The sequence below is a fragment of the Vibrio paucivorans genome, assembly GCF_054053395.1.
Map to the genome: position 1 here is coordinate 1,616,680 of NZ_CM133231.1, position 14,395 is coordinate 1,631,074.

Consider the following 14,395-nt stretch of genomic DNA (forward strand, 5'->3'; position numbering starts at 1 on the left):
AATCCCCATAATAAAGGTCATGGGGATTTTTTTCGCTTTTAGAAACCGGAGGAAGTTAACAAAATACTATGCTAATTAATTGAAAATCTGTGAGTTTTTAAAATTCGACTATGCTTACTAATGAATTACTCATGTTTGATGAATTAGAAAAATGCAGCAAGTACCGCTTAAGCTTTTGGCGGGTAGTATGGAAGTTAGATGATTAGATATTGTGCGAATCGCTGGGTGTCAGTTACGAGCCTAGTCATTATGGCTATGAGCAGCTTGGTAGTGTTGCCTGTTGGCGCAGAAGATAGACCAGTGCATATAGCGATAGAAACAGGTAACACACTTCATTCAGGCATATTGGAGAAAGTGGGAGATGAACTAGGCATTGAGTTCCGTTATAGAGAGTTCACTGATTACAGCCAAGTTTTTGAAGCACTCGACTCGGGGCAAATTGATATCGTTCCAGGTATCACTTATACCCGTCAGCGAGCGAGGGAGTACGCGTTCTCTGAGCCAGTTATGAGTGAGCAACTGTATTTTACCTATGTGACTCAAGCGTCTGGTGAGCCAATTGACCCAGCCTCAATGACTAAAGTAGGGGTGGATCTCGCCAGTGTTTACGGTCGCTACTTACGAAATATCGACGTTGAAGTGATTCCCTATCGAACTCTTAAAGAGGCTACTCATCTGCTTAATAGCGGTGAAATCGATGCGGTGATATCTAGCATCTCGCAGGCCAAGTTGTTCGCATCAGAAAACTTTGAGTCGATTAATACCGGTAACTATTTACCCATTCGACCCGCTTCTTATATTACCCGTAAGTCAGACCAAAAAATGGTCGAACTTATGAGGTTGATTGTCAGTGAGTTGATCGCGAGCGAGCAATATGTGAAATTAGTGGAAAGAGATACCGCCGATTACATTGAGTTAAGAAAAGAAGCGATTCTGAATGCCTACAAACGCAGTGGCATTTCAGTTGAGCAGCCATTACGGGCTGGCATTGAGGGTTACTACCCTTACGGGTATTGGCCTGAAAAAGGAGGTCAGCAAACAGGGTTATCTGTTGAGCTATTTTTTGCCGCTTGTAAGGTTTTGCAAATACGGTGCGAGAATCAAACAACTAAAGAGGATACATGGGAGAAGCTGATTGAAGGCTTCAAAGAAGGGCAATATGACGTTATAGCTCCGGTATCGATTACAGAAGAGCGTCGTAGTTTAATGCACTTTAGCCGACCGTTTCTTACCGCACCCTCACAACTGATGCGCCGTGCAAAATATAAACGGGGTGCGTATACCAATGTATCTGAGCTAGTGCATGAAAGAGTGGGTGTTGTGATTGGCGATGTGAACCACGAATTGCTCTCTAATCTATTGCCAATGAAAGACCTACAGCTATACGAAAACTGGGAAGAAATAACCGATGCTTTGTTGGCTGAGCAAGTCGACTATATTGCGGTTAATGAGGTTTACCTAAATTCTTTGCTGCGAGATAACCCTGCATTACCTGTTGAAAAGGCCGGTGAGATCACCACCCACAATATTGAAACAGCCACATTCGCTTTTCGAAAAACACCAGAGCTAGAAGCCTTTGAGGTGTTCTTTTCGCAAGCGCTGGATTTGGTGACTGAAAACATCAACCCCAAATATATCTATGTGCCAGACTGGCAGACCTTGCTTCGAGACAACATTAAAGAAAAAGAGCGTGTTGAGCGAGGTTCTACATTAGTTCTGATCTTCTTGGTGCTGTTCCTTATCGTGACAGCAGCCGCGGCAGTCTTGTACTGGAGAAGGGCGCACATTGATGCTCAAACGGGGCTAAGAAACAGAAGTTATTTGTACCAAAAATATTCGCAAAAACTCGATGATAGAAGAGCTATTGCGTTTTTTCATATTCAAAACAGCCGAGAGATAAACCATTCCTACGGTCACGTAGTGTGTGATGAAGTGGCGAAATTTGTTGCTAAAAAATTGCTCAAAGGTTCACAAAAGGCTGAGTTGAGCCGAGATAAACAAGTGTATCGATTTTCTGATTATGAATTCGTAGTGGCTTGTGGTCGCAGCCCGTCTATTTACGAGAAGCTGTCTAATCGGGTAAGCGAGTTGGTTTATTTATTTAACGGCAACCCAATTAAGGTGAAAGTTGCGGTGGGTATTTACGAGGGGAGTAACTTAAGTGTTAAAGAATCATTGAACTACGCTCGTGTCGCTATGCTTAAAAATAGGCAAGAACCTCTAACGTATCGTCTATGTGACGAAGAGGTTCTTAAAGAGTACGAGATAGAAACCGAGCTGAATCAGCTAATAAAAAGTGGTGAGGTCTATCAGCATATACATTATGTTTATCAGCCGAAGTTCAAAGACAACAAATGCGTTAGTGCTGAATCATTAGTCCGTATCGCGTTGCCGAAAGCTGGGCCGATTTCTCCGTACTTCTTTATTCGTTACTTAGAGAAAAGTAACAAGATGCTTGAAGTTGGCATTAAGCTGATTGATATCAACTTGAGCAATTGTAAAGCCTTAACCGGCAGAGGGGTCAAGGTTGCGGTGAATATATCGGCGCAGCAGTTCTCGACAGAAAACTTCTCGCAAGTTATCCATGATTTATGTGCACAACATCAGCTCGACCCGCAAGACATCATTTTGGAAATGACCGAAACCGAACTGGCGGAATCGTATGAGAACATGGAAGCCAACTTATTCGCCGTTAAAGAGATGGGCTTTAGGCTGTCACTCGATGACTTTGGTGTAGGGTATTCTTCGCTTTCCTACTTATGCCAACTCCCGCTTGATGAAGTGAAAATTGACCGTGTCTTCGTAACTGATATTCACTCCAACCCACCTAATCAGCAGTTGGTGAAGAGTATGGTGACGGTTGCTCAAGAGCTTGGCTATACCCTTATCGCAGAAGGTGTTGAAACCGAGCAGGAATACCAATGGCTTAAAGATAACCAAGTTGAGTATTACCAAGGCTACTACTTCTCCAAGCCCAAACCACTGGATGAATTGTTGCCGGAGCTTTAAATGGTGAGAGTGACTGGAATTTGGTTTCAGACAAAAGAGACCTAATTTCAATTGTGGCGCAATTTGGTTAGTAATCTTCTGTCTTGCAGAAATAATATCTACTCAAGAATCGCTATCAAACGCATTGGGATACATTTTGTGTCAGCAGAGGTAGCTAGTATTAGGTCACCCCGATGGCAATTGGTGTTGACAGCGATCGGTTATTGCTGAGTAATAGATGTTCATGGTTAGAAAAGTTGTAAACCAAATCCAATTGCTTATAGGTGTGTTTTTTCCTCATGTTGCAGTCCTATTAGCGCCTGAAGCATCGGCTGGAAATAGTCCGATACACGTAGCGATAGAAGCTGGTAACACACTGCATTCAAGTATCTTAGAGAAAGTTGGTGAGGAGCTAGGAATTGAGTTCCGGTTTCGAGAATTCACGGATTATACCCGAGTATTCGAAGCGCTGGATTCTGGTGAAATCGATATTGTTCCCGGCATTACTTATACCAGGCAGCGAGCAAAAGCGTACGCTTTCTCTGAGCCTGTAATGTCCGAACAATTGTATTTCACGTATCCCATCCAATCTTCTGGCGAGCCGATTGATCCTGCGACAGTCGATACCTTAGGCGTGGATATTGCGAGCGTATATGGTCGTTATTTAAAAGGGATAGATGTGAACGTTGTTGCGTTTCGCACCTTAGACGAAGCAAAGTTATTACTTAGAACAGGCCAGATAGACGCCGTAGTATCGAATATTTCACAAGCAAAGTTATTCGCTTCAGAAAGCTTTGAGAGTATTAATACTGGGAGTTATTTACCAATAAGACCAGCATCCTACATCACCCGAAAGTCTGATGTTCAAATGGTTAAGATGATGAGGCTTATTGTCGGTGAGATCGTCTCTGATGAATACTATATAAACTTAGTTGAGCAAGCCAAAGAGGACTACGTTGAGTTTAGAACGCAGGCAATTCGGGAAGCTTTTAAACGTAGTGGTATTTATATAGAACAACCACTGCGGGTACGTGTGGAAAATTACTACCCTTATGGCTATTGGATAAAGGAAAACGAAGAACAAGTCGGACTTTCTGTCGAGCTTTTTTTCGCTGCTTGCGACATCTTAGAGGTTCGTTGTGAGAATCAAACCGAAAAGAATTCTGTTTGGGGAGAGATGCTTGAAGAGTTCAAACAAGGCAAGTTTGATGTTCTAACGCCAGTTTCTATCACTGAAGAAAGGAGCCGCTATATGCATTTTAGCCATCCTTTCTTGAGTGCTCCCGCTCACCTTATGAGGAGAGCGGGGTACAAGCGCGAAGCATATACTAATGTATCAGAGCTAGTTCATGAAAGAATCGGTGTTGTTGTAGGCGATGTTAAGCACGAGTTACTTTCAAATTTGCTGCCCATGAAAGAGCTGCAGTTATACGATAGCTGGAAGGAGATGACTAACGCTTTATTAGCTAAGCAAGTTGATTACATTGCTGTCGATGAGATATATCTCAATTCTTTGCTTCGCGACAACCCTGTTTTACCTGTCGAAAAAGCTGTAGAAATCACTGCACACAATATCGAAACGGCCACATTTGCGTTTCGCAGAACACCAGAATTGGAAGAGTTTGAGGTGTTCTTTTCCCAAGCGCTGGATTTGGTGACGGAAAATATAAACTCAAAACATATCTATGTACCGGACTGGCAATCCTTGCTTCGAGAAAATATTAAAGAGAAAGAGCGTGTTGAGCGAGGCTCCACATTAGTTCTTATATTCTTGGTATTGTTCTTACTTGTAACGGTGGCAGCTGCTGTTTTGTATTGGAGAAGGGCGCACATTGATGCTCAAACAGGGCTAAGAAACAGAAGTTATTTGTACCAAAAATATTCGCAAAAACTCGATGATAGAAGAGCTATTGCGTTTTTTCATATTCAAAATAGCCGAGAGATAAACCATTCCTACGGCCACTTAGTGTGTGATGAAGTGGCGAAATTTGTCGCCAAGAAGCTACTTAAAGGAGTATCTAAAACTCACCCGAGTAGAGATAAACAAGTGTATCGATTTTCTGATTATGAATTCGTAGTGGCTTGTGATCGCAGCCCGTCTATATACGAGAAGCTGTCTAATCGGGTGAGCGAGTTGGTTTATTTGTTCAACGGCAACCCAATTAAAGTGAAAGTTGCGGTGGGTATTTACGAGGGGAGTGACTTAAGTGTTAAAGAATCACTGAACTACGCTCGTGTCGCTATGCTTAAGAATAGGCAAGAAGCTTCGTCTTATCGCCTGTGTGACAAAGAGATCCTTAAAGAGTATGAGATTGAAACAGAGCTGAATCAGCTAATAAAAAGTAGCGAGATCTATCAGCACATACACTATGTTTATCAGCCCAAGTTCAAAGACAATAAATGCGTAAGTGCAGAATCGTTAGTCCGCATCGCGCTGCCGAAAGCTGGGCCTATTTCTCCGTATTTCTTTATTCGTTACCTAGAAAAAAGTAACAAGATGCTTGAAGTCGGTATTAAGCTGATTGATATCAACTTGAGCAATTGTAAAGCCTTAACCGACAGAGGAATAAAGATTGCGGTGAATATATCAGCGTAGCAATTCTCAACCGAAAACTTCTCACAAGTTATCCATGATTTATGTTTTCATCACCAACTAGAACCACATGATATTATCTTGGAAATGACCGAGACTGAGTTGGCGGAGTCGTATGAGACTATGAAAGCCAACCTGTTAGCCGTTAAAAAGTTGGGCTTCAGATTATCACTTGATGACTTTGGTATCGGATATTCTTCACTTTCATTTTTGTGTCAGTTGCCTTTGGATGAAGTGAAAATAGACCGGACGTTTATAACTCGTATTCATGCTAATCGCCCAAGTCAGCAGCTTATAAAAAGTTTAGTTACAGTCTCTCAAAAGCTTGGTTATACCCTTATCGCAGAAGGTGTTGAAACCGAGCAGGAATACCAATGGCTTAAAGATAACCAAGTTGAGTATTACCAAGGCTACTACTTCTCGAAGCCCAAACCACTGGAAGAATTACTGCCTGAGCTTTAAAAAAAGAGCCCCCGTCGGGGCTCTTTTTTTATCTTTTTAACGCTTATGCTGTGAAACCTTTCAAAGTTATGAAAAGTTTCAAATCTCTTTCCGTTTGCCCTACCTTTTCGCGATGAAATTTCGTGACAAATCGCGCCTGATTCCATGAAATGAAACCGATTTCAAATTTATTCTCGATGATTTTGTAATTGTATCCATTTGAATAGTAAAAACTATTTTTCCTGTCGATGATTCGATTGGTTTCACAGTGACCTGATGAAAGAGTCGTTGTGAAGCACCCCGATATTTTCAGTTATTTCATTGCTTACTATTTATTCCGTTAGATAACAAACCTAAAAAAATAAATAGGGAAATAACATGAAAAACTTTAAGTTTTTACCAGTAACTTTAGCGGTGGCTACTTCGCTTGCTTCTGCCTCTGCACTTGCCGCTGACGCAGATATCTCTGAACTAGAGCAACGTATTCAAGAGCTTGAATCTAAGATTGTTGAAATTGATTACGTTAATGACCAGCAGCAAGCGGTGTTAACACCAGATACACCTGTGCCAGAAGGCATCATCTTCTCGGGTTATGCTCGTTACGGTGCTCACTACTCCTCGGGCGATAACCGTTATGTTGAAGTTGGTAGTTCAGGGCGTTCATTGGGTCGCTTAGGTAACGAAGCGAATGGTGGTGAAGTTCAGTTCGCTAAGATCTTCCAAGCAGCTAGCGGTGCAAAGTGGGACATCGTGTTCATGGTTGATGATTGGAACAACGACCAGTGGGGATCTTCTGGCGGTGTTAACCTGAAAAAAATGTACGCTGGTGTGACCAACATTTTTGAAAGCCAGCCTGAGCTTTACATGTGGGCTGGTCGCGATTTCCACCAACGTCCTCAACAAGGTTTGAATGATTACTTCTGGATGTCTCATGATGGTCAGGGTGCAGGTTTCAACAACCTAAACCTAGGTGGTGCTAAACTGGATATGGGCTTTGTTGGTGCAGTAGATAGCGCTGAAGGTGCTCTAGGTAACGACTCTGGCCGTTATGCGATTACCTCTAAGCTGCATGGTATTGACCTAGGTATTGGTAACCTCGACCTATACGCAAACTATGGTTTTGCCTCAGATGAAGCGAACTCGGCATCTGATCCGAACGTGAGCGATGAGACAGCATGGCAAGTTGGTGCTGTGATGGGCTTAGGCGATTCGAATAAGCTTGTTATGAAGTACGGTGACGGTGCAGATAACTCAGTATTTGAGCTTCAAGGTGATGACTACAAGGTCACTTATGTAAGCCTTGAAGGTGGCTACGGTGCTACCGACCAATTCATCATTGATTACTTAGTCTCATACAAAAACTTCTCAGGTACGGACACTGACGAGAAGAGCGAATACGCGGGTATCGTTCGTCCACAATATCAATGGGATGAAGTGCACTCGACTTGGTTAGAAGCGGGTTACGCAATGGAAGATTTCGACGACGGTAGCGAGAAAAATGGTTGGAAAGTCACGCTTTCTCAAAACGTGTCGCTGGGTGGGCTGCCATGGAGCCGTCCAATGTTGCGCTTCTACACTACGGTTGGCGACGTAGAAACGAAAGGACCAAGCACAGATACAGCAACGGCGGATACCGTAACTGTGGGAGCAATGTTCGAGGCTTGGTGGTAAGCCGAGCAACCCCAATAGTTTAATTAACTGTCCATATTTGGCCCCTAAAGGCAGATTTTTGGGGCCACATTTACCTACCAGTATTAACTCCAAAGCCGCAAGGCTTATAGAAACAGTTTTGGGCACAGCTAGTGCCCATTTTTTTACCATTCAGAATGACAGAGAGGTATGCGTATGCTGCTTACTTCGTTAGTCTCCAGAGTCTATCTCGGTTTCTTTGTGTTGATTTCAATCATGTTGGGGTCAGCGTGGTTCTCGTTACAAAGCAGCCAAAATCTTACTGACCGCATGGAGTTCATGACACAAGAGTCGACGCCGCTAATGATGAAAACAGCGGGTCTCATGATCGACTTTTTGAACATCAACCGTAGCTTAACGCCATATTTATCCGCGATGTATATCGATGAGCTTGAGCCGCTACAAACAAATATTGAACAAAATATCACGCGCTACAAGCAGCAGTTAACGTGGTTCGAAAGTGTTGCCAGCCGCGACGAGAATGTAAAACAGCAACTGCCAGACTTACTTAATGAGGGGCAAGACGTACTGGTCAGGATTGAACGTGTTTTGGCACAGTATGTTGACTACCTCGATGCCAAAGATCTGGATTTGTATCAGCAGACTCAATTTCAGTCATTAGCCGCCCAGCTTAACAGCAATTTGGTGTCGGGTATTGCTCGCGCAGACAGCAATGAGGAGCGAGAGGCGGTTGAGCATGCGTTGTCGCAAGTCGCTTTGCTAGTTGGCGAAGTTAACGAAGCTTTCACCCAGCAAGATATGATTGAACTCCGCTCAGCAGAGCGCCGATTTAATACCAGAAAAGAACGTTTTTCTGAGGCTATCAATAGGCTGAAAGCAGAAGCGGGCAAAACACACCAAAACAGCGAACACGCATTATCTTTGCTGGAGAAACACGCTTTTACAGACACAGGAGCGGTCGCTTCGCATATAGCTTCTGTATCGCTTTATGAATCTCTTGGGTTGCAGAGGCAAGAGTTAGAACTGACGATCGATAAGCAGCTCGGTCATATTGATGCATTGTCAAACTATGCGGTAGAGACGTCCAATAAACTGTATGCGGAGTCATCAAGCTTGTCTGCGCAAGCTCGTGTGGCGCTCATTTCTGTATCTGTTCTATCTGTCATCATTGCTGCGGGTATTGGCGTGAGCACTGCGAATCTTATTCGTAGGCCAAGCAAGCAGCTACAGCAAGCGCTGAGCAAGGTAGCCGATAAGGATCTGTCTTCAACGGTGGATTACAGTGCAAAAAATGAATTTGGTATGGTGGCGAGCAAGGTTAACTTAGTGATTGAACACCTTTCGCTGATGATTAAGCAGATGCGTCACTCAGCGAAAGAGCTTAACAGTGCTTCATTAGAGAATCAGAACACCAGTGACGCGCTAAGTGATGCTATTACCGAACAAACGTCGCAGACTATTTTGGTCGCGACAGCGATGGAAGAGATTGAATGTTCGGTAAGCGAAATTGCTAACTCAGCAAACGAAACCTTGTCGATTGTGACTGGAGCGGTCGAACGATCGAGCTGTGGGCAATCCTTTATGCAGGAGAACGTTGACATGTTGGGCCTGTTGTCTGCCCGTTTAAATGAGTCGACAGAGACGATTCATCTGTTGGAGAAAGAGAGCGCCAGTATAGAGTCGATATTAGAAGTCATTTCTGGCATATCCGAACAGACAAACTTACTTGCTCTCAATGCAGCGATCGAGGCTGCGCGAGCTGGCGAGCAAGGGCGTGGTTTCTCGGTGGTTGCTGATGAAGTTCGCGTGTTAGCGGCCAAAACAACCGCGAGTACTCAAGAGATTCAAAACAAGATTGAGCAGTTGCAACAACGCTCTAAATTGGCGGTGAACCAAATTACTCAATGTGTGGGTGATATGGCTGACTGTGTCACTCAGACTGATCAGGTGAGCCACTCGTTGTCCGATGTACATTCCTTGTTGAATCAAGTTGAGGACCGCAGCCATCAAATAGCATCCGCGACGACTCAGCACCAATCGGTCGCCTCTGAAGTGACGAAAAACGTCAGCCTAATTCATGCACTGGCTGAACAGAATCGTGCTAGGGCAGAGCGTTTGGCGGAGCAAGGCGCGCAATTAGAACGGATGGCTGAAAAACAATCAGAACTTACTCAGGCATTTAAGCTCGTTTGATTGTGATGAGTGTTTACCATGCTGCGCGTGGTAAACACCTACTTTCTAACAGTGCTTGGAGTGGGGAGAATTTTCCCACTTCTTAATTTTTTCTTCGAGGCCAAAGTGGCTAAGGAAGCCTTCATCGATTGGCTTATCATTGACGATACAACTGGCGATATACACTGCACCTCCGGGCCCAAAGGGGTGTTGTTTGAGCTTTTCAGGATCGTCGTGAAGCAACACATTTTCGATGATGGGTAACGGGAATCCCCAAAAGTGCAGTAGGTACCCGCCAAGTTGAGCCGATTTAGTTTGAAACAAGTAGGTTTCTAGGTGGGTTTTATCGTCCCCTTTAGTTTTGGGATTTAAATAGGCGCTCATAAGGTCTGGAGCGATCTTCATGCGAACGTATTCGCCGATACGATGCAAAATACCAACTAAGAATGTAGTGTCCCTGATCTCAGGCTCCACCATTGAGGAGGCGAGTAAGGCAACACTCAAGCTGTGCTCTTGAATCTCTTCGAGTGGTTTGCTCGGTTCATTCAAAGATAGTGAGTAAATCTCTAGCATGGCGATGATATTAGTAACGACTTGGCTGCCCAAGCGAGTAATGGCTTCGGTGACGCTTTTGATTTCTTTACGACCGCGAAACATCGCATTGTTGGATATATGAATGATTTTGGCGCACATTGCTGGGTCTTGGCTGATGAGCTTTGCTACATCATGCATAGAAGAGTTTGGGGCTTCGAGCAGTCGTTTAACCTGAAAAAACAGCTTGGGTGTAATAGGCAAAGAGGTAATGGTACCGATCGCATTTTGGATCACTCGATCCGGAAACAGGGCTAGGATATCCGCGATGCGGTTGACTTCTTCTTTGATGACAGCAGGCTCACATGGCTTCATGAAAGCCTGATGCGCGAAGAACCCGCCTTTAATGGTAATTTCTGGATCGGAATAACCAGACAGTGACGCGCGAATGATACCAGGGTAGAGCTTACTGACCTTTTCAAGTAATTCGGCACCGTCCATTCCGGGCATCAGCATGTCGGAGATAATTAAATCGACATCGTTCTCTTCCAAGAATACAAGTGCATCAGCGCCGCTTTCTGCGGTATGAATCTTCCAGCGAGTCCCGAACAGTGCGCGCTTGAGCCCATTTAGGATCATGCGCTCGTCATCAACTAATAGGATTCTCATCGACGACCTCCTGCTCCGACTGTGCACTTTGGTTATTGAGCGGCAATTTGATGGTAAATGTAGTGCCTTCTCCCGGTGTGGTGTCGGTTTGAATGAGGCCGCCGTGAAGTTCAACAATGCATGAATACGCGAGGTTTAACCCTTGACCAGTGCCTTTGCCAACGTCTTTGGTGGTAAAGAAAGGGTCGAAGATACGGTTGACGATCTTATCGGGAATCCCTGTCCCGTTGTCTTCAATTGCAATAATGGCGTATTCACTATCAGAGGATGTGGTGACCTTAATCAACCCTAATGTATCACTGTCGGAGAATTTTTCTTCGATGGCGTGAGCCGCGTTAATAATGAAGTTAAGTATGACTTGGTTAAACTCGTCTCGATAACATGGGATGGCAGGTAGGCTCGAATCGAAATCGGTTTCTACTTTCGCCACATAACGCCATTCGCTTCGTGCAATCGTCACGGTTGATTCAATGGCTTCTGCAATATCCACTTGTTGCATTTCATGGTTGCTGGAATGAGAAAAGGACTTCATAGCGCGAACAATCTTGCTGATGCGCTGTAGGCCTTCTAGGGATTGGTCAAGTGCGAGTGGTATTTCCTCGGCAACAAAATCCAAATCGTTTTCCTCTATGATACCGATGATTTCTTGGGGGTAGTTGTCGCTTGGCTCTTTGGTTGACTGCTCGCTGAGAGTCTTGATTGCCGAAATAGCCGTTAAGCAGCTCTGAAACGCATCTTTAAGAAATACCGTATTATCAGAAACATACTGTGTAGGTGTGTTAATTTCATGGGCAATCCCTGCTGCCAGTTGCCCCATCGACTCGAGCTTTTGTGATTGTCTGAGTTGCTGTTCGAGTTCGAGTCGAGCTGAAATGTCACGTACGACACAGTTGAACAGTGTTTTACCATCATGTTGGAGAGACATGGTAGAGAGGCTGACTTCAATGGGGAAAGAGTTCCCATTATGTTTTATGCCATCCATGGTTAGGTTGCTACGGTGTTCGTGTTCCGATTGGGCACTGTTGTTCAAAGATTGCTTATCGAAAGAGGGCATCAAATCTTCCAGGTTTTTCCCCTTAGTCTCAGATTCTTCAAAACCGAACATGTTAAGCCCAGTTAGATTAATGCTGTCGATAATGCCATTGCTATCAACGATGATTAGACCATCTGCCAAGTTGTTTACGATGTCTTTCTCACGGCTTAAGCTGGCCTCCAATGTAGATTCTGCCGCCTGAAGACGACTATCGACGATGGAACACAGTACGGTAGCAGCGAAAATGATCACAACGAAGAAAGCGACGACTAACGCAATCGATAGGGTGTTGCTCATGTGCTCACCCATCATGCCCATCTCATGACTCGCGTAGAAACTCACCGCAGTCATTGCCGTGTAGTGCATTCCCGCTACTGATATTCCCATAACGGTTGCAACGAGAATCCGTCTGAACAAGTTGTCGCTATGGTATTGGTGTTGCAGCTTTATCAAGTAAATGGCTATAGAAGCAAAAATAAAGGCCACGACGATAGACAGTAAAAACAAGCCAAAACTGTAAACCATCAGCACATCCATTTGCATCGCTTCCATGCCGATGTAGTGCATGCTGCCGATACCTAACGCTAGGCATAGAGCGCTAACTAGCATGTCGATCAAAGTGAACTGTTGTCTATAAAGTATTTGGAAGGCAAAGAAAGCGCCGATGATCGGCGGAAACAATGACAGGATTGTGAGTGTGGAATCGTAAGACATTGGCATTGGGATCATAAACGCCAGCATGCCTGTAAAGTGCATCGCCCACACCCCGAGACCGAATACAATACTGCCGAACACACGCCACAGCTGGACGGTTTTTGGGTTGTTGGAGTACCACATTCGCTCGATAACAATCAGGCTGGAATAGGCCGCCATGCTGGATACTAGTACTGAAAGGATCACTAACGAGATCGTAAATTCACCGTGGAGCAGAGTGTATTGTGTCTCATCGACAGTTTGGAATCGCCAAAATTCAAACATAGCCACTTTCTTCCTTGAAACATAAAGCAAGCCTACGGTTAATCGCAGGCTGACTGACGTTAATGATTCGGTTGATTATTTTTATCTTGTTCTATTTCAGGCTCAACGAGCGAGACTTCGACCTCGCCTGATATCGCTCGGTTTTCTAAGCAGTGACGGATAATGTTCATCAGCGCACTGGTTACTTGCTGGCCTTGTCTAGCCACTAACTGTCCGCGTGCTGTTCGGATCTCGCCTTCAATGATCATGCTCGGATTAAGCCTTTCCAATTCAACCATTAATTTAGGCTGTTCTAGTTCAAGCGTACTTTTGAAAGCAGCAAGCAGAGTTGGGTCGTAGAAATCACGTTGCTCTTCCAACGTGTTGGTCGCTTCCAGACTAGAGAATCCACTGCGCTCCAAACGGGTGTAGTCACAAACGATTTTGAGCATCCTAGCGCCAAGCGGAATGTCCTGCCCTTTAACTTCGTCATAGGGGATACCTTCACCGTTAAAGCACTTTTGCTGATACAAAATCGTTTTGGCAACGCCTTCCATTCGAGGTATCTGACGCAACAAATCGGAGGCTAAACAGGGGTGCTGATCAAAGAGCTGACGGTCTTCTTCAGTTTCAGCGTTCCCTTCACTCATGTTTTTTAGGCTACTTTCTGGGAAGATGATGTAACCCAGTTGTGACAGCTGAACCATAGGCTCAAAGCTCCAATGTTTTTTTAAATCAATGGCTTTGGCTAACTGGCGCATATGATGGTGAATTCGATTGCTGTGGTCGTTGATTTCGGGGCTGGTGAGTGACATCACTTCCGACAACACGTTAATCACACCTTTTAGCGTTTTGTTGAGCAGCACTTTCTCGGCCACGATTAAGTCATATTGTCGGATGGCGGACTCAATGTAGACCAAGAGCTCAGGAGGAGAGCACGGTTTGTTGATAAAGCGAAATACGTCGCCTAGGTTCACGGCATCCACTGCGGTTTTCTGGTCGGCGTTTCCGGTAAACATCATTCGCACCGTATCGGGAGAAATCTCTTTCACCTTTTGCAGCAGCTCAAGGCCATTCATTTCCGGCATCTGCATGTCAGACACGATCACCGCGTATTGCTTCGAGCGTATTTTTTCTAGGGCTTCCTGCCCATTGTTGGCCAGTTCGATGTCAACTTGATTACGCAATGTTCGGCGAAATGAATTGAGAATGTTGACTTCGTCATCGACTAATAAAACTGGTTTTCTCATATCCCTATACTCAACTAGTTGTATTGCTTATTTGAGTGTAGTACAGCCAGAAGGTGATGATTTTAAAAAGATTACTTTTACCGAATCTTCCTTGTGTAATGTTCTCTTGCC

Annotated in this window: 7 protein-coding genes and 1 pseudogene; 5 read left to right on the forward strand and 3 right to left on the reverse strand. The window is 44.5% G+C overall.

Features of this window, described 5'->3' with window-relative positions; all coding sequences use genetic code 11:
• Positions 1-198: 198 nt before the first annotated feature.
• The 5 genes and pseudogenes from ACXABW_RS22740 (at position 199) to ACXABW_RS22760 (ending at position 9,865) form a co-directional block, all read left to right on the forward strand.
• Entirely contained in the window at positions 199-3,009 is a 2,811-nt protein-coding gene (locus ACXABW_RS22740; RefSeq protein ID WP_457525694.1) for an EAL domain-containing protein, read from the forward strand.
• Between the two features lie 223 nt (positions 3,010-3,232).
• Positions 3,233-5,584 (forward strand): transporter substrate-binding domain-containing protein, encoded by a 2,352-nt coding sequence (locus ACXABW_RS22745; RefSeq protein ID WP_457525696.1) that lies wholly within the window; start codon positions 3,233-3,235, stop codon positions 5,582-5,584.
• A gap of 15 nt (positions 5,585-5,599) precedes the next feature.
• Positions 5,600-6,043: pseudogene (locus tag ACXABW_RS22750) on the forward strand (EAL domain-containing protein); the annotation flags it as partial.
• A 357-nt stretch (positions 6,044-6,400) separates the two neighbouring features.
• A complete protein-coding gene (locus ACXABW_RS22755) occupies positions 6,401-7,693 on the forward strand; it encodes a carbohydrate porin (RefSeq protein ID WP_457525698.1) in 1,293 nt (430 codons plus the stop codon).
• 174 nt (positions 7,694-7,867) lie between these two features.
• Entirely contained in the window at positions 7,868-9,865 is a 1,998-nt protein-coding gene (locus ACXABW_RS22760; protein WP_457527183.1) for a methyl-accepting chemotaxis protein, read from the forward strand.
• Positions 9,866-9,910: 45 nt separating this feature from the next.
• On the opposite strand, the gene ACXABW_RS22765 is transcribed toward ACXABW_RS22760, so the two are convergent.
• Genes ACXABW_RS22765 through ACXABW_RS22775 form a run of 3 tightly spaced genes read right to left on the reverse strand, consistent with a single transcriptional unit; the run spans position 9,911 to position 14,284 of the window.
• The gene (locus ACXABW_RS22765; protein ID WP_457525700.1) at positions 9,911-11,044 is read right to left on the reverse strand and encodes an HDOD domain-containing protein; all 1,134 of its coding nucleotides are present in this window, start codon (positions 11,042-11,044) and stop codon (positions 9,911-9,913) included.
• Complete coding sequence (locus tag ACXABW_RS22770) at positions 11,025-13,055, reverse strand: MHYT domain-containing protein (protein ID WP_457525702.1); 2,031 nt, start codon at positions 13,053-13,055, stop codon at positions 11,025-11,027. Before ACXABW_RS22770 ends, ACXABW_RS22765 begins: the two co-directional genes overlap by 20 nt.
• Before the next feature lie 59 nt (positions 13,056-13,114).
• Positions 13,115-14,284, reverse strand: coding sequence for an HD domain-containing phosphohydrolase (locus ACXABW_RS22775; RefSeq protein ID WP_457525704.1), 1,170 nt, complete (start codon positions 14,282-14,284; stop codon positions 13,115-13,117).
• Positions 14,285-14,395 lie beyond the last annotated feature (111 nt).